This window comes from Domibacillus aminovorans (assembly GCF_001643235.1).
Lineage (GTDB): Bacteria > Bacillota > Bacilli > Bacillales > Domibacillaceae > Domibacillus > Domibacillus aminovorans.
Genome location: NZ_LQWY01000073.1, coordinates 109,255 through 131,834 on the forward strand (window position 1 = coordinate 109,255; position 22,580 = coordinate 131,834).

The following is a 22,580-nucleotide window of genomic DNA, read 5'->3' on the forward strand; positions in this document are numbered from 1 at the left end:
ATGGATGAGTGGCAAATTGAACAGAAAGCGCTAGTGGAGGAAATTAGACGGACGTGTTCACAGTCATCTTTGGTCAAAGTGATCGGTGCTCCCGACATTAACTCTCTGCGGGTATCTGCTTTGATGCTGGCATTTACAGACAAGGAACGAACAACACTTCAAGTACGAAAGCAAATGACAGCTGCTATAATCATTCAACTGGCCCTTGATACGCACGATCAGATTGCACCAATCTTGACGGAGATCACGCAAAAGGATCAGTTAATTGCCCTAGCAGGTGATTATTTCAGCGGAATGTACTACCGGACACTGGCAGAAGCGGGATGTATTCATTACGTTAGTATGTTGGCTGAAGCTGTTAAACAAGTAAACGAAATGAAAACAGCGCTTCACCAGAAAGAATGTACGTCATCAGCAGATGTGTTCCATACTGTACGCGTGATTGAATCGAATATTATTCGTGCTGTCTGCGTAGAAAATGAGGCGGATGATAATTTAATTGAAGCGATGTCTTTATTATTGACGGCGGAACGTCTTCGTAATGAAATGGAAAATCCATTTATTGTATACGGTGTGCTTCTTCATATGCTCAATCATTCCTCCCATGTGATAGATGAAATAAAGAGCTATTTATACGAGCTTGAAAGCAGTATTCTTATGCATATACAAAAGCTGGATAAGCAGACAGCAGCCGTTGTACAGGCAGAATATGACCGTATATTTGACCGTGAACTTCGATATGCGGAAGAAGGGTGACGACATGCAGCAATCGAAAGAAGAAAAAGTCCACCATGTGTTTGAAAAAATCTATGGGAATTACGATAAAATGAATTCTGTCATCAGTTTTCAGCAGCATAAACGGTGGCGCAAAGAAACAATGAAAATCATGAATGTGCCGGCCGGATCTTCAGCGCTTGATGTTTGCTGCGGTACGGCAGACTGGACGATGGCTCTTGCCGAAGCAGTCGGTAAAGAAGGCACTGTTAAAGGGATCGACTTCAGTAAAAATATGCTGCGAGTTGGCGAAGAAAAAGTGCAGGCGGCACATTTGGATCAAGTAGAGCTTATTCATGGCAACGCAATGGAACTGCCGTTTGAAGATAATACGTTTGATTATGTCACAATCGGTTTTGGTCTTCGCAATGTGCCAGATTATATGCAGGTGCTCAAAGAGATGAATCGTGTGTTAAAACCAGGCGGCATGGCCGTGTGTCTAGAAACGAGTCAGCCGGAGCTGCCGGTTTTCAAAGAAGGATATACATTGTATTTCCGCTATGTGATGCCGGCAATTGGCCGTTTGTTTGCTAAAAGCTATGATGAATATTCGTGGCTGCAAGAATCTGCCCGTCACTTTCCTGATATGAAAGAATTGGCACGGATGTTTCAGCAGGCGGGATTTACAAACGTACGCTTCAAGCCACATACAGGAGGCGTGGCGGCGACACACTATGGGAATAAACAATAGATCAAAAGCCGGGTGAAGAAAAGAATGAATATTAAACTGATCTATTCGCTTATGAAAGCGGATATTGATTTAATCGAAAAAGAACTCGAACGCGCGGTGAAATCTCACTCTCCTATATTAGAAGAGGCATCTGTTCATTTGCTCAAGGCAGGTGGAAAACGAATTCGTCCGGTTTTGCTTTTGCTCGGCGCGAAATTTGGCGAATACGATATTCACCGGATAAAGTATGCCGCTGCCGCACTTGAATTAATTCATATGGCTTCGCTCGTTCATGATGATGTCATCGATGACGCGGTTATACGGCGTGGAGAAAAGACGGTGAAAGCAAAATGGGATAACCGTGTTGCCATGTATACAGGGGATTTTATTTTTGCAGCAGCACTTGAATGTATGGCACAAATAGATGATCCGGAAGTCCATCAAATTTTGTCACATACGATGACAGAACTGTGCATTGGCGAAATTGTACAAATTCAAGATAAATACCGGTATGATCAACATTTGCGTGACTATTTGCGCCGAATCAAACGGAAAACGGCGATTTTAATTGGTACTAGTTGTCAACTCGGTGCGATTACTGCAGGAGCGCCTGCTCACGTTCATCGTAAACTGTACGAGTTTGGCTATAACGTAGGGATGTCATTCCAAATTACCGATGATATACTCGATTTTACTGGTAGTGAAAAAGAACTAGGGAAACCGGCCGGCAGTGATCTTTTACAAGGGAATATTACATTGCCTGTTTTGTATGCAATGGAGCAAGATGAACTGCGCAGCCGCATTGTAGATGTTTCCGCCCATACAGATAGACGGGATATTAATGAAATTATTTTCTTGTTGAAGCAAAGCGATGCAATCGAACGATCAAATGAATTAAGCCGCCGTTATTTACACCGCGCACTGGCTATTCTAGATGAACTTCCACCGGGACGTCATCAAAATTCGCTCCGTGAAATAGCCCACTTTATAGGCCGCAGAAAATATTGATTTTTTCCATGAAAGCGTTGTAAATTTACAATGAAAATGATACGATTCATCATGTCCGCATGAAAGCGGTATACATAACTTTAGGAGTGATGAAAGATGGAAAAAACATACTTAATGGTTAAACCGGATGGCGTACAACGCGGATTAATCGGTGAAATTACAGCACGTTTTGAGAAAAAGGGATTCCGTCTTGTTGGAGCAAAACTAATGCACGTATCACGCGAAACAGCGGAAAAGCATTATGGTGAGCATAAAGAACGTCCTTTTTTCGGTGAACTTGTGGATTTCATTACATCCGGTCCTGTTTTTGCGATGGTGTGGGAAGGCGAGAATGTCATCGCGACTGCGCGTCAAATGATGGGTGCTACAAACCCGAAAGATGCAGCACCAGCAACAATCCGCGGTGATTATGCAGTAAGTGTTGGCAAAAACATCATTCATGGTTCTGATTCTCCAGAAAGCGCAGCTCGTGAAATCGGTATTTTCTTTAAAGAAGAAGAACTGACACACTATCAAAAGTCTGGTTCTGAATGGGTATATTAATTTTGAAAGCTTTTAGCTGTTTTTGAGGCTGAAAGCTTTTTTTGTGTGAAAATGATACCACTACTTTTCCTAAATTCAGCTATAATAAAAGGTAGACTGAATCGACTTGGGAAAGGGTGAGTGAAATAGACGATTACGAAAAGTTTGTTTCGTCCATTAAAAAGAAAACAGGAATTGACCTTTCTCTATATAAAGAAGCTCAGATGAAACGGCGGCTAACGTCACTTTATGAAAAAAAAGGCTACCAATCATTCTCGGCTTTTTTCGACGCATTAGGCAGTAATCAAGATATGATGAATGAATTTCTGGACCGGATGACGATAAATGTGTCGGAATTTTACCGAAATAGGAAACGTTGGGACGTGCTGGAGAAAAAAATCTTGCCGCGCCTTCTCAAAGAAAACAGCCGCTTAAAAGTATGGAGCGCGGCATGTTCGACAGGAGAAGAGCCGTATACAATGGCCATGGTGTCTTCGAATGTTATGCCACTGTCCGCGGTAAAGGTGCAAGCAACAGACCTTGATCAGAACGTGATTCAAAAAGCGAAAATAGGTGTTTATTCCGAGCGCTCATTGGAAGAAGTACCGGATGCAGTGAGGAAAAAATTTTTTCGAGAAGAAGGACAGTATTTTAAAATAGCTGATGAAATTAAACGTACAGTAACATTTAAGCAGCAAAATTTGCTGTCCGATCGATTCGAATCAGGCTATGATTTAATTGTCTGCCGGAACGTTATGATTTATTTTACAGAAGAAGCAAAAGATAGGCTGTACCATAAATTCAATTCAGCACTACGTCCCGGCGGCGTTCTGTTTGTCGGCAGTACAGAACAGATTTTTAATCCGGAGCGATATGGGTTTGAAGTAGAAGATACGTTTTTTTATAAAAAAGGGTAAAGCAGGGGCCGTAACGGCTTTTTAAATTTGTCACAAATAAACATGGAATTGTGATAAAATGCTCAAAAACAGTCGTTTCGGCTGTTCCACAAAAATAAAATATGATATAGTAGTACATAACCGCTTTAACGTACTGAAGGGAGAAGGAAAATGAGATATTTAACAGCAGGGGAATCACATGGCCCACAGTTGACAGCGATTATTGAAGGGCTGCCAGCGGGAATGGAGCTTTTAGCCGAAGACATTAACATTGATTTACTGCGCCGTCAAAAAGGGCATGGCCGCGGACGTCGTATGCAGATTGAAAAAGATTTAGTCGCGATCAAATCCGGGGTGCGCCATGGTGCAACGCTCGGTTCTCCAGTTACGCTCGTTGTTGAAAATGATGACTGGAAACATTGGACAAAAATTATGGGCATTGAACCGCTTGAAGGAGAAGAAGCGGCTGAGGAAGTGAAGCGTCAAATTACCCGTCCCCGTCCGGGACATGCGGACCTAAACGGTGGTATTAAATATGGACACCGAGATATGCGAAACGTACTTGAGCGCTCATCTGCACGTGAAACGACAGTCCGTGTAGCAGCTGGTGCTGCAGCGAAAAAGCTGTTGAAACTGCTCGGTATTGAAATTGCATCTCATGTCATTGAAATTGGTGGCATCCGTGCAGAAAATATTCAATTTAATACAATTCAAGAGCTGCAAGAGCGCAGCGAAGAATCGTCTGTCCGCTGTTTAGACGAAGACGCAGCGCAGAAAATGATCGAAGCGATTGATAACGCAAAGAAAAATGGTGACTCAATCGGAGGCGTGGTGGAAGTCATCGCAGAAGGAATGCCGATTGGCGTAGGAAGTTACGTGCATTACGATCGAAAGCTTGATGCAAAGGTCGCAGCAGCCATCGTTAGCATAAATGCGTTTAAAGGCGTGGAAATAGGCATTGGCTTTGAAGCAGCCCATAAATTTGGCAGTGAAGTGCATGATGAAATTACCTGGAACGAAGAAAAAGGCTTTTACCGAAAAACGAATCGCCTTGGCGGATTTGAAGGCGGCATGACAAATGGAATGCCAATCGTTGTACGTGGTGTCATGAAGCCGATTCCGACGCTTTATAAACCGCTTGAGAGCGTAGATATTGACACGAAAGAAACGTTTACTGCAAGCATTGAGCGCTCGGACAGCTGTGCGGTACCGGCAGCAGCCGTTGTGGCAGAAGCAGCGGTTGCATGGGAGCTTGCACAGGCCATTTTAGAGCAGTTTAACGGTGACCGGATGGATGCCCTTATTCGGCAGATTGAGGATCATAAGCAGTACGCAAAGGAGTTTTAATGAATGAACCAAGTGATGATAGAAACAGTGAACAAAACATATCCTGTCATCATCGGTGAGGGAGCGATCAATGCGATCGCTTCTTTCATCGACGAAATGAAACAAAAGCCGACGCGATTATTTATCATTGCAGATGAATTGGTGCGTACGATTCATGGAGCACGTCTCGAGTCAGGATTGCCTGAAGGGATTCCAGCTGACTGGCATAATGTACCGGCGGGAGAATCAGCGAAATCATTCAGCGTATTTGAACAGTGTTTAACACGAATGCTCGAATGTGCACTTGACCGTCGTTCACTCGTCGTTGCATTTGGCGGCGGCGCATGTGGGGATCTAGCTGGCTTTTGTGCTGCAGCGTATATGCGTGGCATTCCGTTTATTCAAGTGCCGACAACGATCTTAGCGCATGACAGTGCAGTCGGTGGGAAAACAGCTGTCAATCATCCGCTCGGTAAAAACATGATCGGCGCATTTCATCAGCCAGAAGCGGTTATGTACGACACGCTGTTTTTGCACTCGCTGTCTGAAAAAGAAACGAGAAGTGGTTTTGCAGAAGTGATTAAACATGCATTAATCGCTGATGTGGAACTATATCATGACATTCGCGCGAACGTGAACGATGTAAAGGCCATCGCTGGTTCTTTTCTGGAACATAGCTTGAAGCGAGGCATTGAAATTAAAGGGGCGATCGTGAAAGAAGATGAACTTGAAACAGGCGTGCGTGCGTATTTAAACTTTGGTCACACGTATGGTCATGCGATTGAATCATTATCAGGCTACGGCAATGTAGCACATGGAGAAGCGATTGCTTGTGGAATGATTTTTGCCCTATATGCATCAGCATCAAAAAATGGTCTGTCGTTCGACATTCCGTCCTTTGCTGTATGGCTAAAAGCGATAGGCTATCCAGTTGAATCGGGAATAGCGTTTTCATTTGATGACATATACGACGTCATGACGCGTGATAAAAAAGCGTTTGGCGGCACGGTTCGATTTGTTTTATTAAATAAAATTGGTCACCCATACGTGACGGATATGACGAAAGAAGAATTGCAGAAAATAGATGAACAATTTCGAAAGGAGGCCGTGCATTGGTAAGAGGAATTCGCGGGGCCATCACGGTGAAACAAAACGATGGTGCAGAAATGATAGAAGCAACAGAACGTTTGATTACGGACATGATTGAACAAAACAAGATTGAACCGGATAGTGTATGCTCGGCTTTTATTTCAGCAACAGATGATCTAGATGCAATGTTTCCAGCACGTGCTCTTCGCCAATTAAAAGGATGGGAATATGTGCCTGTCATGTGTATGCAGGAATTGGCGATAAAAGGCGGCTTAGAGAAATGCATTCGCATTATGATGCACGTGAACACAGAAGTCGCGCAAAAAGATATTCGCCATATCTATTTAGAGGATGCAGTCGTTTTGCGTCCAGATTTACAGCAATCAACAAATTGAAAGGGGACCGCAAATATGAAATGGAAAGAGCAGATGTTATCATTAAAAGCTTATCAGCCAGGACGGACGACAGACGATGTAAAAAAAGCATATGGATTGAAAGAAGTTGTGAAACTGGCATCGAATGAAAATCCATTTGGATCATCAGAAAAAGTGAAAGAGTGCATTCATGCATATGCTGATTCGTTCGCGATTTATCCGGATGGCTACACAGGTAGTCTACGCACAGTGATGGCTGAATTTTTACAACTCGATGAAAAGCAGCTTATTTTCGGCAACGGTTCCGATGAAATTATTTTAATGATTTCCCGTGCTATGCTAGAACCAGGTAAAAATACGGTGATGCCGACGCCAACATTTCCTCAGTATCGTCATAATGCCGTTGTTGAAGGCGCGGAAGTTCGTGAAATTGAGCTTTTAGAAGGCGCACATGACCTTGATAAGATGGCTGATGCGATTGATGAAAACACAGCAATTGTCTGGCTGTGCAGCCCGAATAATCCGACTGGCATACATATTACAGACAACGAGCTTCGCGCATTTTTAGACCGCGTACCACAAGATGTATTCGTTGTGCTTGATGAAGCGTATTATGAGTATGTTACAGCAGAAGATTACTTCGACGCACGTGAAATCATCAAGCAATATAAGAATGTGATCGTTCTTCGCACATTTTCAAAAATTTACGGTCTTGCGGCATTTCGTGTCGGTTACGGCTTTGCGGATGAGTCATTAATCGCGCAGCTTGATCCTGTTCGTGAACCGTTCAATGTAAACACACTTGGACAGCAGACGGCAGCAGCAGCTATCAGTGATCAATCATTTATTGAGATGTGCAGCTCTGAAAACAAAGCGGGCTTAGAACAGTTCTATGCATTTTGCAAGGAAGAAAACTTAGATTATTATCCGTCTGAAGCTAACTTCATTTTGATCGATTTTAAATGTGATAGCGATGAACTGTTTGAATATTTAATGTCAAAAGGCTACATCGTCCGATCGGGTGCAGCGCTTGGCGTTCCAGGCACTGTCCGGGTAACAGTCGGTTCAAAAGAACAAAACGAAGGCGTCATGAGAGCGATGAAAAGCTTTTTGACAGAAACTGTGAAGAGATAGAAGGTGTACTCGCCTATGAGGGGAAATGTGTTTATTGCAGGCCTTGGCTTAATTGGTGGATCACTTGCTAAGGCGATTAAAAAAGCCCATCCACAGGCACATATTATCGGATTTGATTTACGCGAATCCGAACTGGGGCTTGCGGACGCGCTTAATATTATTGATGAAAAAGCGGCCTCATTTGAAGCTGGTGCAGCTACTGCAGATTTAATCATTATTGCTGTGCCTGTTTTGCAGACGGAGTATATGATTGAGCATCTGGCATCACTTCCACTAAAAAAAGGTGTATTAATTACGGATACAGGCAGTACGAAAAGCCGTATTATGAAGCGGGCACGTGTATTAGAAGAGAAAGGCATTGCATTTATCGGCGGCCACCCAATGGCGGGATCGCATAAAAGCGGTGTTGCAGCAGCAAAAGAATTGCTTTTTGAAAATGCGTTTTATTTGTTGACGCCACCAAAATCGGCAGAAGAAAAGAATATGGCTATTTTAAAAAAATGGTTGGAAGGCACGCGGGCAAAAATAATGGAAGTAACAGCAGAGCAGCATGATGAAATGACGGGTGTCATTAGCCACTTTCCGCATATTATTGCCGCTTCCCTCGTTCACCAAGCGCGAAAATTTAACGATGAAAACCCGCTAATTGAACGGCTAGCAGCTGGTGGATTTAGAGATATTACGCGCATTGCGTCATCTAATCCAGAAATGTGGAAAGACATTTCGCTTCATAATAAAGAGATGTTGCTTACGCTTCTGGCGGACTGGCGCGATGAAATGAATGACGTCCTTTCTATTTTAGAAAAAGAAGATGCGGATGGGTTGTATCGTTATTTTGATGATGCCAAAACATTTCGTGATTCCTTGCCGATTCGTTCACAAGGTGCGATTCCTTCTTTTTACGAGCTGTACGTGGATGTACCCGATTATCCGGGGGTTATATCGGAGTTGACTGCCTATTTGGCTGAAGAGCGCATCAGTATTACAAACATTCGCATTATGGAAACACGCGAAGATGTATTCGGTGTTCTTGTCATTAGTTTTCAAAATGAAAAAGATCGCTTACGTGCAAAAATCTGCATTGAGCAAAAAACGACGTACGACTTATATTTAGCATAAGAGAGGGTATGAACAGATGAAACTGAATTTCGGACAACCGTCTCTTGGCGGGAGAATTGAAGTGCCTGGCGATAAATCCATCTCGCATCGCTCGATTATGTTCGGTGCGCTTGCAAATGGAAAAACGGTCATTCGTCACTTTTTAAAAGGGGAAGACTGTTTAAGTACAATTGATTGCTTCCGCAAACTTGGCGTAGAGATTGAAGAAACAGACGAAGAAATTATTGTTCATGGGACAGGATGGGATGGATTAAAAGAACCGTCGTCGATTCTCGATACAGGTAACTCGGGGACGACAACACGTCTTATGCTGGGCATTCTTGCAGGATTGCCGTTCCATTCGGTCATGATTGGCGATGAATCGATTGCTAGACGCCCGATGGATCGTGTAACGGTGCCGCTAGCATCAATGGGAGCGGATATAGCGGGACGCGATAATGGACGGTTTACGCCGCTCTCCATCCGAGGCAGCAAGCTAAAGACGATAGAATACAGGCTTCCTGTCGCGAGCGCCCAAGTAAAATCAGCTGTTATTTTCGCCGCACTGCAGGCAGAAGGTGAATCCGTTATTATCGAGCCAGAAGCGACGCGTGACCACACGGAAAAAATGATTGAACAGTTTGGCGGTATCGTCCGCCGTGAAGGAGACCGCATCATCATTAAAGGTGGTCAGTCTTTTAAAGGAACCGATGTATACGTACCAGGCGATATTTCTTCTGCAGCGTTTTTTATGGTTGCTGCTGCCATTGCTCCAGATAGCGAGATTGTTCTTCTGAATACCGGATTAAATGAAACGCGTACTGGAATTGTTGATGTATTCAAACAAATGGGTGCCGATATGACGATTGAAAAAACATCTTTTAAAGGCGAAGAAATTGGCACGATTACAGTCCGTACATCCAAATTAAAAGGAACCGAAATTAGCGGAGCACTTATTCCTCGCTTAATTGATGAAATACCGGTTATAGCGCTTCTGGCTACGCAAGCAGAAGGTGAAACCATTATTCGCGATGCGGAAGAGTTAAAAGTAAAAGAGACGAATCGGATCGACACGGTTGTCGATGAGTTGAAAAAACTCGGTGCAGACATTGAAGCGACCGATGATGGAATGATCATTCGAGGGAAATCGAAGCTGCACGGTGGATCTGTTTCTTCTCACGGTGATCACCGTATTGGTATGGTCATGGCCATTGCAGCACTTATTGCAGATGGAGAAGTCAAGCTTGAGAATCCTGAAGCTATTGCGGTATCTTATCCGGAATTTTTCGAACATGTGAATCAGCTGATCAAATAACGTCCTCTTGTCGAGGACGTTTTTCCAGTTTATAAAAAGAAGGAAATGAACAAAAAGAATAGAATTAACAATACAAGCGAAAAAGTTGATGATTTGAATGTGTTTGATTAAAATAAAGAATCAAGAAAAGAAGTTTGATGAAAGAAGAGGCGAATATGTATGATAAATGCAGAGAAAATGATTGCACATCTTGAACAGGGAGACATGGAAAAGGCGTCTTCACTGTATGAGAGTGTACTTGCCTCAAGCGACGCAGAAGAACAATTCATGCTGGGTGAGCAATTGCTCCAGCTAGGTTTTTTAGATGAAGCACGACAGCTTTTCATGGTTCTCCTAGAGTCATTTCCGGGAGAAGGCGAGTTGTCGCTGCTATTAGCCGAGACACTGGTCGAGATGGACCGAGAAGAAGAAGCGATGAATATTCTGGAGGAAATTGATGATACCGATCCGTTTTATGCACGCTCGCTGCTCGTTCTGGCAGACATCTATCAAATGCAAGGGCTGTATGAAGTAAGTGAACAAAAATTATTGAAAGCGCAGCGTGTAGAGCCGGACGAGCTAATCATAAATCTTGCACTCGGTGAATTATATTTGGAAGAAGGCAAGTTTTTGGAAGCGGTGAGGCAATATGAGACGCTTGCTGAAGCGAATGAAACTGAGATCGCTGGCATTTTGATTTATAAACGATTAGCCGAAGCATACAGTGCCGGCGGAGCGTTTGAAGAAAGTCTGCCGTTCTATAAAAAAGCGCTTGATTCAAAAGTGGATGTCGACACGCTCTTCATGTACGGTTTCACTGCATTTCAAGCAGGACAGTATAAACTCGCGGCGATTAAATTAACAGAAGCAGCTGAACTGGACCCGGATTACCATTCTATTTATTTGCACCTTGCCCGTGCATATGAAATGGAAGAAGAAATCGACTTAGCCCTTGAAGCGGCAAGATCCGGCCTTGCCCGTGATACGTACCAAAAAGAATTGTATTTGCTTGCCGGCAAACTGGCATTGAAAAGCGGAATGGAAGAAGAAGGAGAATCTCATTTACGCGAATCGTTAGCCCTTGACCCAGAATATACGGAAGCGGCACTTGCGTTAAATGCGCTTTTAATGAAAAAAGAACAATACGCGGGAGTGCTTGAAATCGTCTCGATGTTCCGTGAATCAGGCAGTGCAGAACCTCTTCTTTTATGGGATGCGACGCGTGCGGCCGAGCGTCTGGAAGAATATGAAGAAGCCGGCGAACTGTATGCACAGTTGTTCCCTATATTAAAAGAAAACACGGAATTTTTATCGGAATATGGATATTTTTTACTTGAAGAAGGACGTCGTGCTGACGCGCTTGCCATATTCGAAATGCTTTTAAAAGAAGAGCCGCAAAATGATGAATGGATAGATTTAGTCGATCGTCTTAAAATGGATGTATACTAAGTGATTGGGAGTGATGGTAATGACTGCCCCGGTTTCTGCTCATGAGAAAAAAGATTTTATCCGCTGGTTTTTAAATCATTATCAGTTGAAAAGAAGAGAATCCGTCTGGATTTTAAACTATTTAATGAGCCACGACCAGCTGATGGAAAATGTGCACTTTGTCGATGATGCCCAATATTGCCCGCGCGGCATGATTATGTCTGCACACTGTGTAGACAGCGCGCCGTTTCGTTTTTTTAAAGACAATATTATGACAACAGACGCGGAGAAATCGTTTCATGATATACGTTTAAATAAAGAAGAAGACATTTTTATTGAATTGAAGTTTAACGGTGCTCCTCAGTCGCACCAATACGCAGCCGTTCGAGAAGAAAATCCTTTTATGCCAAAGCAGATGAGGTTAACAGAAAAAGAAAAAGAACTGGCAGAACAGTTTTTGAAATGGAGCGTCTATGAATTTCAACGGGATAGGCTTAATGAAAAAATTGATGAAGCGCTTGATTGCGGAGACAAAGAACAATTTTTACAGTTGACTGATCAATTAAATGATCTAGCAAAACACATCAAAACGTCTGATAATTAAACAGGCGTTTTTCTTTTGCCATTTGCCCCGCACTCATGTTTGCAACAGCAGAAAAGGGAGTGTATGATAAAAAAAGAGGTGAAAAAAATGAACTGGAACGGGAAAGATACAGCTCTTTTTTTGCAGCAAAAAGAGTATATTGACACGGCCATTGTACCTGTTGTGCCAGCTGACTTTGGTTCGGGTATGATTGGGGCAGCGGAACAGTATGAATTTATTCAACTGCTCGTCACATTTCTTGAAAAACAATTTAAAGGGCGTTTGCTCGTCACACCGCCGCATGCCTACTTGCCGGATCGTGATGAATTGGTAAGCGATGCTGCTGAGTGGACAGGAAGGCTGAAAAAGGTTGGATTTAAACATGTCTTCTTTTTCACATCAGATAGTCGATGGAGAGAAAGGGAACAAGAAACGGGTGCGGCTGTTATTTGGGTGCCGTCTGTACCACTTGGTGATATGGAGGAAAGTGTGAAATATTCACTCATTGAAAATCAGGCGAAGCAAATTGTCAATATTATTGTACAGAAATGGCAGGAAAGTGTATCATAATTCAAAAAATCGTCACAACCTAATATCTGTTTTCATTCCGGATGATATTGACCTGTTACGCTGTATAGATTATCATAATGATGTCCTAGTTTATGTTTATGCTCATACACGGTCCGTCGAGGGCGAAGCTTATTGTATAGAGGGGGGAAAAGAATGAGTAAAAAACAACCTGTATCAAGACGTCAGTTCCTGAACTACACACTAACGGGTGTAGGCGGTTTCATGGCAGCAGGGATGTTGATGCCGATGGTGCGTTTCGCTGTAGATCCAGTGCTGAAAGGAGAAGCAGCCGGCGAATATCATCCGACACAGCAAAAAGTATCTGAATTAACGGATACACCTGTACGCGTCGACTTTTCTTATGAGCAAACCGATGCATGGTACACATCTGAAGTAACGCACACCGCCTGGGTATACAAAAATGACAAAGGCGAAATTGTTGCATTATCACCGGTGTGTAAACATCTTGGCTGCACAGTCAGCTGGGAAGGAAACGATCATAAAGACAAGTTTTTCTGTCCATGTCACAATGGCATGTACGAAAAGAACGGAAAGAACATACCAGGAACACCACCGCTTAAACCGCTTGATGTTTATCCAACAGCTGAAAAAGGCGGCTTGCTGCAACTTGGCAAACCGGAGGCAAACAACGTGTAAAGGAGGCGTAATAAATGCTTAATAAAATTTATGACTGGGTTGACGAACGTCTCGATATTACGCCAATGTGGCGTGATATTGCTGACCATGAAGTGCCTGAGCACGTAAACCCGGCCCATCATTTTTCGGCATTTGTATACTGTTTTGGCGGTCTGACGTTTTTTGTCACTGTCATTCAAATTTTGTCAGGTATGTTCTTGACAATGTACTATGTGCCAGACATTAAAAATGCATGGGAATCTGTTTATTATTTACAAAATGAAGTTGCTTTTGGTGTAATTGTACGTGGTATGCATCACTGGGGTGCGAGCCTCGTTATCGTTATGATGTTTTTACATACGTTACGTGTATTCTTCCAGGGAGCGTACAAAAAGCCGCGTGAATTGAACTGGGTTGTCGGCGTACTTATTTTCTTCGTCATGCTCGGTCTTGGTTTCACAGGTTACTTGCTTCCTTGGGATATGAAAGCACTATTTGCTACAAAAGTAGGAATCGAGATTGCGGCTTCAACACCGCTGATCGGTCATGAACTGAAAGTATTGCTTGCTGGACATCCTGATATTATCGGTGCGCAAACGTTAACTCGTTTCTTTGCGATTCATGTGTTCTTCTTGCCGGCGGCTCTTCTTGCTTTAATGGCAGGTCACTTTATCATGATCCGCAAACAAGGTATTTCAGGACCATTGTAAAAAATAAATTAACCGTTATTTTTTAAAAAAGAAGGAGGGGACACAATGCATCGTGGAAAAGGGATGAAGTTCGTCGGCGACTCACGTATACCGTCAGAACGAAAACCAAATATACCAAAAGATTATTCGGAATATCCGGGCAAAACAGAAGCTTTCTGGCCAAACTTCCTTTTGAAGGAATGGATGGTCGGGGCCGTATTCCTAATTGGTTATTTATGCGTAACAATCGCTCATCCATCACCGCTTGAGCGTGTAGCAGATCCGACCGATACAGGCTATCTTCCACTGCCTGACTGGTATTTCTTGTTTCTTTATCAATTGCTTAAATACACATATGCTTCGGGTCCATACAACGTAATTGGCGGTTTTATTATTCCAGGTCTTGCATTTGGAGGCTTAATGCTTGCTCCGTTTATCGATCGTGGACCCAAACGCCGTCCAACGCAACGTCCATTCGCGACAGGGTTTATGCTGCTTTCATTTGCAGCGGTTATTTACCTTACTTGGGAATCAGCCGATGCAGTTGACTGGGAAGCGAAAGAAGCAATGGGAGCCATCGTAGAAGAAGCAGAGATTGACACAAATTCGGATGGATTCAAAATTTATCAAGAAAACGGTTGTATTAACTGTCATGGTGATACATTATCCGGAGGGGCAGCTGCTCCGTCACTCGTTGGCACCGGATTGAAGCCGGAAGAAATTGCTGAAATAGCGAAAAACGGTCGAGGTGGAATGCCTGCCGGAATGTATAAAGGCAATGAAGAAGATCTCGTTAAATTGTCTGAATTCATTTCAACGCTTGAAGCAAAATAATAAAAAAGAAAGGACTGCCGGATTTGTTCGGTGGTTCTTTTTTTATGGAGGATTGCCGATGCTGTACTTCTTTTTGTCAAACCGTTCGTTTATGTGGACACTGTTTTTGGTCAACTTAGTAGGTACTGTTTACGGATATATTTGGTATATGCCTCAGCTTGAGCAGACACCGGCGATTTACCTGCCGTTTGTGCCGGATAGCCCGACAGCAAGTTTGTTTTTTACGGTAGCCTTGTTCGGCTTGCTGATTGGACGCGGGTGGGGTCTTATACAGGCACTCGCTGTCATGACGCTATTTAAATACGGGATATGGGCCGTTGTGATGAATATATTGACATTAATCGTGACGGGGCACCTCTCGTGGCTCGGCTGGATGCTTGTCGCCTCTCATTTCGGTATGGCGATACAGGGACTGTTATATGCACCATTTTTCAAGGTGAAAGTCATCCATCTGATGATTGCGGCTACCTGGACTCTACATAATGAAATCATTGATTACGTATATATGCAGTATCCCGTTTATTCACAGCTTCATTTGTACATTCAAGAGATTGGCTATTTTACATTCTGGCTTAGCATTATATCGATTTTTGTCACATGGTACATGTGCGTCAGATCAAGCCGGACAACCTGGCGATAAGTCATCATCTTTTCTCCATCCACCTGCATATACTATGACATGTGGATGGGGGGAGTGGAGATGGATAAAATCATCGTCTTTATATGGAGTTTCCTTCTCGTATTTGTTCCAGTGAGCGGCGCCGAAGAGATGAAGCCGAAAGAAAAAGAACAGCTCGTTCATGTAACGGCGCTGACCGGCGGTGTGATCATTGCGGCACTTGTATATACAGGAAGAAAAAAGTATAAAGGAATGAAAAAAGAAGAAGTGATGAAGCGTAAACATTGACGTATAGGGGAATAGATCGGTACAATAATAGTAACAAAATACGACATTACACATGGAGGTAGACAGAAGTAAATGAGTTTTCTACTATACTTTGCGATCATTATTATCGTACCATTATGGGCGCAATTTAAGGTGAAAAGTACGTACAAAAAATATTCACAAGTACCGGCTTCCACAGGTATTACTGGCGCACAAACAGCGAGACGTATTCTCGATGACAATGGATTGCAGCAAGTAAACGTAGTGGAGACACGAGGATTTTTGAGCGATCATTATAACCCGATGACGAAAACAGTTCATTTATCATCAAACAACTTTCACGGTCATTCGATTGCTGGTGCCGCTGTCGCAGCGCATGAAGTCGGTCATGCCATTCAAGATAAAGAAGCATATGCGTTCCTTCGTTTCCGTCATGCACTTGTCCCGGTAGCGAATATCAGTTCAAACTTATCATGGGTGTTTATTATGATCGGTATCTTTTCCACAATGACAAACATGCTGTTGCTCGGTATTGTTCTAATGGCAGCGGGTGTATTGTTCCAGGTAATCACATTGCCGGTAGAATTTAACGCTTCCAACCGTGCAATGAATCAAATTGTTTCATCCGGGATTATCCGGAATGACGAAGAACGGGAAGCACGGAAAGTGTTAAATGCTGCTGCGATGACATATGTTGCCGCTGCAGCAGTTGCCGTACTTGAACTTGTGCGATTGATCTTAATGTATACAGGTATGCAGCAAAGTGATGATTAATCAAAAGCACCGGAATCTTCATGATTTCGGTGCTTTTGTCATTGGATCGGCTGTTTGTTTTCATCAAGCGTGAATCCTTCGCCAAATACGTCATGAACGACTGTAACGGATACAAATGCATGCGGATCAACAGCGTGAATCATATTTTTTAATCGGACAATTTCATTTTTGCCGACGACACAGTAAAGCACATCACGCGGTTGTTTTGTGTAGGAGCCGTATCCTTTTAAAATGGTAACGCCACGCTCCATCCGCTTGTTTATTTCAGCGGCAATCTCCTCATTTTGATTGGAAATAATCATCGCACCGCGCGCTGCATACGCCCCATCTTGCATGAAGTCAATGACGCGTGCACCAGTGAATACGGCGACAAGCGTATACATCGCTTCTCGGTAATCAATGTAGGTGAGGAGAGAGGCAAGGATGACGCATGCATCAAAAATAAACATTGTTTTCCCCATGCTGATCTGCCGGTATTTATGCAAAAGCCGTGCGATGATATCGACGCCGCCGGTTGTGCCGCCATAGCGGAACGTAATACCGAGCCCGACACCGATAAAAACACCAGCAAATAAAGCTGCAAGAAACAGATCGTCATGAAGTGGAATGTGAAACTGCCAGCGCTGAAAAATCCACAAAAAAAGTGAGACGCTAAACGTGCCGATGAGTGTGTAATAAAATGACACACGTCCGAGCAATTTCCATCCGATAAAAAAAAGCGGAATATTCAACAAAAGGTTAGAATATGCCGGATTAATATGAAAAAAGCTGTATAATAAAAGCGTAATACCAGTGAATCCGCCTTCTGCAAGATTGTTTTGCATGTTAAAATGAACGAGTCCGAATGAAAAAATAGCCGAACCCAGTAAAATAAATAAGATATTTTTGAAACGCATGCTAAACAACATAAAATCCCTCCTTCCTTTTATTATAACGATAAGCAGAAAAAAATTGCGCCGTCCGTTTATAATTAGTAACATAGGTAAAGAAAGTGGTGAATAAAGTGGAAAAATCAATGCGAAGCATGCAAAAAGAAGTCGATGATTATATCGGCCAGTTTAAAGAAGGTTATTTCAGTCCACTCGCGATGATGGCGCGCTTGACAGAAGAGTTAGGTGAGCTTGCGCGTGAAGTAAACCATTATTACGGGGAAAAGCCGAAAAAATCGACAGAAGAAGAAAAGACGATTGAAGAAGAACTCGGCGATGTTTTGTTTGTGGCGATTTGTCTAGCAAATTCGCTTGATATCGACTTGCAGACAGCACATGATCGGGTTATGAATAAATTCCAGACGAGAGATAAAGACCGCTGGACGAAAATCGAGGAGGAACAACAATGAGCAGTATTCGTGTCATTATTGCAGGTCCACGAGGCCGCATGGGAGAAGAAGCAGTAAAAATGGTGATGGACACACCAGAATTTGAATTAGTGGCAGCGCTTGATCGGAAACACGGCGGCGAAACGTTGTCAGATATCGGATTTAAAGGATCAGACGCACCAATTTATACAGATGTACGCGACTGTTTTGCAGATCAATTAGCCGATGTATTAATTGACTTGACGACGCCTGAATTTGGCTATATACATACGAAAGCAGCGCTGGAGCATGGTATTCGTCCCGTTGTTGGTACAACGGGATTTACTGATGAACAGCTTCAGGAGTTAAAAGAGTTATCAGAATCAAAAGAACTTGGCTGCATTATCGCGCCGAACTTTGCCATAGGTGCCGTGTTAATGATGAAATTTTCACAATTGGCTGCAAAATACTTTGACGACGTGGAAATCATTGAATTGCATCATGACAAAAAATTGGATGCGCCGTCTGGTACAGCGGTGAAAACAGCCCAAATGATTAATGACGTGCGCGAACCGAAGCGGCAAGGCCACCCAGAAGAAAAAGAAACGATTCCAGGTGCGCGAGGGGCGGAAATGAACGGAATGCACATTCATAGTGTTCGCCTGCCGGGATTAATTGCCCATCAGCAAGTATTATTTGGTGCAGATGGTGAAACGCTCACAATCCGTCACGATTCATACAATCGGGCGTCCTTTATGTCCGGCGTAAAAGTGTGTGTCGAAACGGTCATGAAAACGAAAACGCTTGTGTACGGCCTTGAAAATATTCTTGATTAATGGAGGGGTTTATTTATGAATATTGCACTTATTGCACATGATAAAAAGAAAGATGCTTTAATCGAGTTTGTTTCACTTCATAAAGATGTATTTGGTTTGCATTCATTATTCGCGACTGGTACGACCGGTACTAGAATTATGGAGGCAACCGCTCTTGATGTACATCGTTTTCAATCAGGGCCGCTCGGGGGCGATCAGGAAATTGGTGCCCGCGTTGCCCGTGGCGAAATTGATTTTGTTTTTTTCTTCCGTGACCCGTTAACAGCACAGCCGCATGAGCCGGATGTAACGGCGCTCTTGCGTCTTTGCGACGTATATGCGGTTCCGCTTGCGACAAACATTGGAACAGCGCGCGCAATCGTAAATGGTATTTTAGCAGAGATGAGTGAGGGAACGGCAGGCGAATAAGATGAGACTCAACATTGGTATAACTTGCTATCCAACTGTCGGCGGCTCGGGCGTTGTAGCGACGGAGCTCGGAAAGCTGCTGGCAGAAAAGGGACATAACATTCATTTCATTACATCGGCCGTTCCATTCCGTCTGAACCGGATGTATCATAATATATTCTTTCATCAAGTGGACGTCAATCAATACTCCGTTTTTCAATATCCACCATATGATATTGCGCTTGCCAGCAAAATGGCGGATGTCATTGAACGGGAAAAGCTCGATATATTGCACGTTCATTACGCCATTCCGCATGCGGTTTGTGCGATTCTAGGAAAACAAATGGCGAAATCAAACGTAAAAATTGTGACAACGCTGCACGGAACGGATATTACGGTGCTCGGATCTGATTCATCGCTCACGCAGGCAATTAAATTTGGCATTGAACAGTCCGATGCGGTCACCGCTGTGTCTCATTCACTTGTAAGCCAGACAAAGGAACTGATTGCGCCTGAGAAAAGCATTGAAACGGTGTACAACTTTATTGATGAACGTGTCTACCGGCCAATGGAATCGATTTATCATTTGAAAAAAGAGTATGGCATTGAAGACGGTGAAAAAGTCATTATTCATGTGTCGAACTTCCGGCCAGTGAAGCGGGTTACAGATGTTATCAATGTATTTGCCCGTATTGCGGAGTCAATGCCTGCGAAACTTTTTCTCATCGGCGATGGCCCTGAAATGACAGTCGTCTGCCGGCTTGTCGAAGCGCTCGGACTTGAAGGGCGTGTCCTTTATCTTGGCAAACAGGACAATTTAGCAGAACTGTATGCGATTAGCGACTTGAAGCTGCTTTTGTCTGAAAAAGAAAGCTTCGGTCTCGTTGCGCTTGAAGCAATGGCGTGCGGTGTGCCATGTGTCGGAACAGACGCGGGCGGGATACCAGAAGTGATTGATGATGGGAAGAATGGTTTCATCCGTCCGATTGGCGACATTGAAGCGATTAGCGAAGCGGCTATAGCACTGTTAACGGATCAATTGTTGTATGAAAAAGTAAAAAACGAGGCCATTAAAACGGTGAAGACACGTTTTCATTCAGCGGATATTGTAGAGCAATATGAACGGGTGTATGATCGTCTTTTAAAGGAGAATGATTATGATTGACGATCCTTTTTTTAAAGAAGCATTCCCGATCTTGCAGGCGCTTGAATCGGCCGGTTATGAAGCGTACTTTGTGGGAGGAGCAGTTCGAGATCTTTTTTTAAATAGACCCATTCATGACGTAGATATCGCAACATCCGCCACACCGGATGAAGTCAAAACCGTCTTTCTTCACACAGTAGACGTTGGGATTGAGCACGGAACCGTTCTTATTCTGCTTAATGGTCACAGTTTCGAGGTGACCACATTCCGCACAGAATCCACGTACAGTGATTTTAGAAGGCCGGATGATGTCCAGTTCGTTCGGTCGCTGCAAGAAGATTTAAAGCGCCGTGATTTTACGATGAATGCCATGGCTATGACGTCCAATGGGCAGTTTATCGATCCATTTAATGGAAGGGAAGACTTGAACAACCGAATGATTCGGACCGTTGGAGATGCATCAGAGCGATTCTCAGAAGATGCCCTCCGTATCATGCGTGCCGCCCGATTTGTCAGTCAGCTTTCGTTCGAACTTGATTCGGACACGAGGCAGGCAATGAAAGAATATGCGCCGCTGTTGTCGCACATTGCGGTTGAACGAAAACTGAATGAAATGGATAAGCTATTCGCCGGCTTAGCTAAAGAGAAAGGATTATCTGTCCTCATTGAGACAGGCCTTTTTCTGTTTCTACCTGGTCTTTCCAGTCAAAAAAAAGCACTTGTCCAAATGAAGGCAAGAACGTTAAAGTCATTAAACGCGGATCAAATGTGGCTGCTCATCGCTTATGAAGCAACTGACAGACACGTAACAGACTTTTTGCGTAACTGGCGCATGTCAGCGAAACGGATTAAACGAATTGAAAAAGGTGTTCGTACATTAAGAAGAGTGCGTGCAGAAGGCTGGCACGATGTTCTGTTATACGAGGCACAGCTTGAAGCAGCAGTTGACTGTGCTGAAGTAGAAGCAGTGCTTGATGGACGTGAATCAAAATCAACAGACGTCATTGCCCACTGGCAAGCACTGCCGATCAAAGACAGGGATGAACTAGACATAACGGGTTCTGATTTAATGGAGTGGAGCGGAAAACAACGAGGCATTTGGATTAAAGAATGTCTCATATTATCCGAAAAAGCGGTTGTGAATCGTGAAATTGAAAATAAGAAAGAACAAATAAAGGAGTGGTTGCGGTCGTGCAATCTTCTGTAAAGCATACGTTACTTGAAGCTTTTTCAAAAGCGGACGGCGAATTCGTATCCGGACAAGCGCTTGCTGATATGATCGGCTGCTCACGCACAGCGGTTTGGAAGCATATTGAATCACTTCGCCAAGAAGGATTCGAACTCGAAGTGGTCCGAAAAAAAGGGTATCGTATTACGTCCAAGCCAGATAAAGTGAGTGAAAATGAATTACTGATCGGACTTGAAACAAACCGTTTAGGCAAGCGGATTGTCTTTAAAGAAAGCGTGGAATCAACACAAAAAGAAGCGCATCAAATTGCGGAAGAAGCAGAAGAAGGCACGCTCGTCATCGCAGAAGAGCAAACAGAGGGAAGAGGACGGATGGCGCGTCCATGGCAGTCGCCAAAATATACAGGCATCTGGATGAGTATCATTTTAAAACCGGAACTGCCTCCCTTTAAAGCGCCACAGTTTACGCTTATTACGGCAGTCGCCGTTACAGAAGCAATTCGTGATACAACAGGTGTCATGCCGTCCATTAAATGGCCGAATGACCTGTTGTTAAACGGGAAAAAAATCACTGGTATTTTAACTGAATTGCAAGCAGACTCTGATCATATCCGCTCGATTATCATCGGCATCGGTGTGAACGTGAACCAGCGTGAATTTCCGGAAGAGCTTGCTGATATTGCAACATCGATTGCGATTGAAAAAGGGGAAACGGTCTCGCGTGCAAAAATTGTTCAAGCAATTATGAAAAACCTGGAGACGTATTACGATGAATATATGACGAACGGATTCAGTCTCATTAAAGAGAAATGGGAGTCATATGCCATTTCAATCGGACGTCACATTATTGCACGCACCGTCACGGGGACAATCCGTGGTAAAGCGCTTGGCATTACCGATGATGGTGTTTTGAAATTGGAAGATGAAAATGGAATCATTCATGATATTTATTCAGCCGATATTGAAATCGAACAGTAAATTATCGTAGTCAAAAAATACACACCCTGTTATAATGAACTTAAATCAGGCGGTATCAAGTGAGCTGCACCGGTTAAACAAGTGAAAATGAAATCTTACTTAATAAGACGTAAACTGCCTTGATCCATATGGACAGGGACAGAGGGTCGAAACATTTAAGCCGTA

At 43.4% G+C, this 22,580-nt stretch carries 27 protein-coding genes; 26 read left to right on the forward strand and 1 reads right to left on the reverse strand.

The window, feature by feature from the left end:
• The 20 genes from AWH49_RS18450 (at position 1) to AWH49_RS18545 (ending at position 16,585) form a co-directional block, all read left to right on the forward strand.
• Positions 1–756, forward strand: a complete 756-nt coding sequence (locus tag AWH49_RS18450) for a heptaprenyl diphosphate synthase component 1 (protein ID WP_018393793.1) — start codon at positions 1–3, stop codon at positions 754–756.
• 4 nt (positions 757–760) lie between these two features.
• A complete protein-coding gene (locus AWH49_RS18455; RefSeq protein ID WP_063966885.1) occupies positions 761–1,465 on the forward strand; it encodes a demethylmenaquinone methyltransferase in 705 nt (234 codons plus the stop codon).
• A gap of 24 nt (positions 1,466–1,489) precedes the next feature.
• Entirely contained in the window at positions 1,490–2,452 is a 963-nt protein-coding gene (gene hepT, locus AWH49_RS18460) for a heptaprenyl diphosphate synthase component II (protein ID WP_063966886.1), read from the forward strand.
• A gap of 96 nt (positions 2,453–2,548) precedes the next feature.
• Positions 2,549–2,995, forward strand: coding sequence for a nucleoside-diphosphate kinase (gene ndk, locus AWH49_RS18465; RefSeq protein ID WP_018393790.1), 447 nt, complete (start codon positions 2,549–2,551; stop codon positions 2,993–2,995).
• Positions 2,996–3,120: 125 nt separating this feature from the next.
• A complete protein-coding gene (locus AWH49_RS18470) occupies positions 3,121–3,891 on the forward strand; it encodes a CheR family methyltransferase (RefSeq protein ID WP_063966922.1) in 771 nt (256 codons plus the stop codon).
• A gap of 150 nt (positions 3,892–4,041) precedes the next feature.
• Positions 4,042–5,217, forward strand: a complete 1,176-nt coding sequence (gene aroC, locus AWH49_RS18475; RefSeq protein ID WP_034285961.1) for a chorismate synthase — start codon at positions 4,042–4,044, stop codon at positions 5,215–5,217.
• Between the two features lie 3 nt (positions 5,218–5,220).
• The gene (gene aroB, locus AWH49_RS18480; protein WP_063966887.1) at positions 5,221–6,315 is read left to right on the forward strand and encodes a 3-dehydroquinate synthase; all 1,095 of its coding nucleotides are present in this window, start codon (positions 5,221–5,223) and stop codon (positions 6,313–6,315) included.
• Positions 6,309–6,680, forward strand: a complete 372-nt coding sequence (gene aroH / locus AWH49_RS18485; RefSeq protein ID WP_063966888.1) for a chorismate mutase — start codon at positions 6,309–6,311, stop codon at positions 6,678–6,680. The genes aroB and aroH overlap by 7 nt, the downstream gene beginning before the upstream one ends.
• Positions 6,681–6,695: 15 nt before the next feature.
• Complete coding sequence (gene hisC / locus AWH49_RS18490; RefSeq protein WP_034285957.1) at positions 6,696–7,793, forward strand: histidinol-phosphate transaminase; 1,098 nt, start codon at positions 6,696–6,698, stop codon at positions 7,791–7,793.
• A 15-nt stretch (positions 7,794–7,808) separates the two neighbouring features.
• Positions 7,809–8,912 carry a prephenate dehydrogenase gene (locus tag AWH49_RS18495; RefSeq protein WP_034285955.1) on the forward strand — a complete coding sequence of 368 codons (1,104 nt, stop codon included), beginning with the start codon at positions 7,809–7,811 and terminating at the stop codon, positions 8,910–8,912.
• A gap of 16 nt (positions 8,913–8,928) precedes the next feature.
• The gene (gene aroA, locus AWH49_RS18500) at positions 8,929–10,206 is read left to right on the forward strand and encodes a 3-phosphoshikimate 1-carboxyvinyltransferase (RefSeq protein WP_034285954.1); all 1,278 of its coding nucleotides are present in this window, start codon (positions 8,929–8,931) and stop codon (positions 10,204–10,206) included.
• Positions 10,207–10,365: 159 nt separating this feature from the next.
• On the forward strand, positions 10,366–11,634 hold the full coding sequence (locus tag AWH49_RS18505) for a tetratricopeptide repeat protein (protein ID WP_063966889.1): 1,269 nt from the start codon (positions 10,366–10,368) through the stop codon (positions 11,632–11,634).
• Positions 11,635–11,653: 19 nt separating this feature from the next.
• Entirely contained in the window at positions 11,654–12,217 is a 564-nt protein-coding gene (locus tag AWH49_RS18510; RefSeq protein WP_063966890.1) for a ReoY family proteolytic degradation factor, read from the forward strand.
• An 87-nt stretch (positions 12,218–12,304) separates the two neighbouring features.
• On the forward strand, positions 12,305–12,766 hold the full coding sequence (locus AWH49_RS18515; protein ID WP_063966923.1) for a YpiF family protein: 462 nt from the start codon (positions 12,305–12,307) through the stop codon (positions 12,764–12,766).
• Positions 12,767–12,919: 153 nt separating this feature from the next.
• Positions 12,920–13,423 (forward strand): Rieske (2Fe-2S) protein, encoded by a 504-nt coding sequence (locus AWH49_RS18520; protein WP_018393779.1) that lies wholly within the window; start codon positions 12,920–12,922, stop codon positions 13,421–13,423.
• A gap of 14 nt (positions 13,424–13,437) precedes the next feature.
• Complete coding sequence (gene qcrB / locus AWH49_RS18525; RefSeq protein ID WP_018393778.1) at positions 13,438–14,112, forward strand: menaquinol-cytochrome c reductase cytochrome b subunit; 675 nt, start codon at positions 13,438–13,440, stop codon at positions 14,110–14,112.
• Between the two features lie 45 nt (positions 14,113–14,157).
• Positions 14,158–14,925 carry a menaquinol-cytochrome c reductase cytochrome b/c subunit gene (locus AWH49_RS18530; protein WP_018393777.1) on the forward strand — a complete coding sequence of 256 codons (768 nt, stop codon included), beginning with the start codon at positions 14,158–14,160 and terminating at the stop codon, positions 14,923–14,925.
• A gap of 52 nt (positions 14,926–14,977) precedes the next feature.
• Positions 14,978–15,565 carry a lipoprotein heptaprenylglyceryl N-acetyltransferase LhaT gene (lhaT, locus tag AWH49_RS18535; RefSeq protein WP_169816016.1) on the forward strand — a complete coding sequence of 196 codons (588 nt, stop codon included), beginning with the start codon at positions 14,978–14,980 and terminating at the stop codon, positions 15,563–15,565.
• A gap of 60 nt (positions 15,566–15,625) precedes the next feature.
• Positions 15,626–15,832 (forward strand): sporulation protein YpjB, encoded by a 207-nt coding sequence (locus AWH49_RS18540; RefSeq protein ID WP_018393775.1) that lies wholly within the window; start codon positions 15,626–15,628, stop codon positions 15,830–15,832.
• A 72-nt stretch (positions 15,833–15,904) separates the two neighbouring features.
• Positions 15,905–16,585 carry a zinc metallopeptidase gene (locus tag AWH49_RS18545; RefSeq protein ID WP_034285948.1) on the forward strand — a complete coding sequence of 227 codons (681 nt, stop codon included), beginning with the start codon at positions 15,905–15,907 and terminating at the stop codon, positions 16,583–16,585.
• 38 nt (positions 16,586–16,623) lie between these two features.
• Here AWH49_RS18545 and AWH49_RS18550 read toward each other — a convergent pair whose 3' ends face one another.
• On the reverse strand, positions 16,624–17,493 hold the full coding sequence (locus tag AWH49_RS18550) for a YitT family protein (protein WP_034285946.1): 870 nt from the start codon (positions 17,491–17,493) through the stop codon (positions 16,624–16,626).
• A 107-nt stretch (positions 17,494–17,600) separates the two neighbouring features.
• Here AWH49_RS18550 and AWH49_RS18555 point away from each other — a divergent pair, with 107 nt between their 5' ends.
• From AWH49_RS18555 to AWH49_RS18580, 6 genes are read left to right on the forward strand one after another with little or no spacing between them, the layout of a single operon-like run.
• Positions 17,601–17,924, forward strand: a complete 324-nt coding sequence (locus AWH49_RS18555; RefSeq protein WP_034286755.1) for a nucleotide pyrophosphohydrolase — start codon at positions 17,601–17,603, stop codon at positions 17,922–17,924.
• A complete protein-coding gene (gene dapB / locus AWH49_RS18560; RefSeq protein WP_034285943.1) occupies positions 17,921–18,718 on the forward strand; it encodes a 4-hydroxy-tetrahydrodipicolinate reductase in 798 nt (265 codons plus the stop codon). Before AWH49_RS18555 ends, dapB begins: the two co-directional genes overlap by 4 nt.
• Before the next feature lie 15 nt (positions 18,719–18,733).
• Positions 18,734–19,126, forward strand: a complete 393-nt coding sequence (locus AWH49_RS18565; RefSeq protein ID WP_063966892.1) for a methylglyoxal synthase — start codon at positions 18,734–18,736, stop codon at positions 19,124–19,126.
• A 1-nt stretch (position 19,127) separates the two neighbouring features.
• Positions 19,128–20,270 carry an N-acetyl-alpha-D-glucosaminyl L-malate synthase BshA gene (bshA, locus tag AWH49_RS18570; protein WP_063966893.1) on the forward strand — a complete coding sequence of 381 codons (1,143 nt, stop codon included), beginning with the start codon at positions 19,128–19,130 and terminating at the stop codon, positions 20,268–20,270.
• Positions 20,263–21,456 carry a CCA tRNA nucleotidyltransferase gene (locus tag AWH49_RS18575; RefSeq protein ID WP_082862950.1) on the forward strand — a complete coding sequence of 398 codons (1,194 nt, stop codon included), beginning with the start codon at positions 20,263–20,265 and terminating at the stop codon, positions 21,454–21,456. The genes bshA and AWH49_RS18575 overlap by 8 nt, the downstream gene beginning before the upstream one ends.
• Positions 21,441–22,415 carry a biotin--[acetyl-CoA-carboxylase] ligase gene (locus AWH49_RS18580; RefSeq protein WP_063966894.1) on the forward strand — a complete coding sequence of 325 codons (975 nt, stop codon included), beginning with the start codon at positions 21,441–21,443 and terminating at the stop codon, positions 22,413–22,415. Before AWH49_RS18575 ends, AWH49_RS18580 begins: the two co-directional genes overlap by 16 nt.
• Positions 22,416–22,580 lie beyond the last annotated feature (165 nt).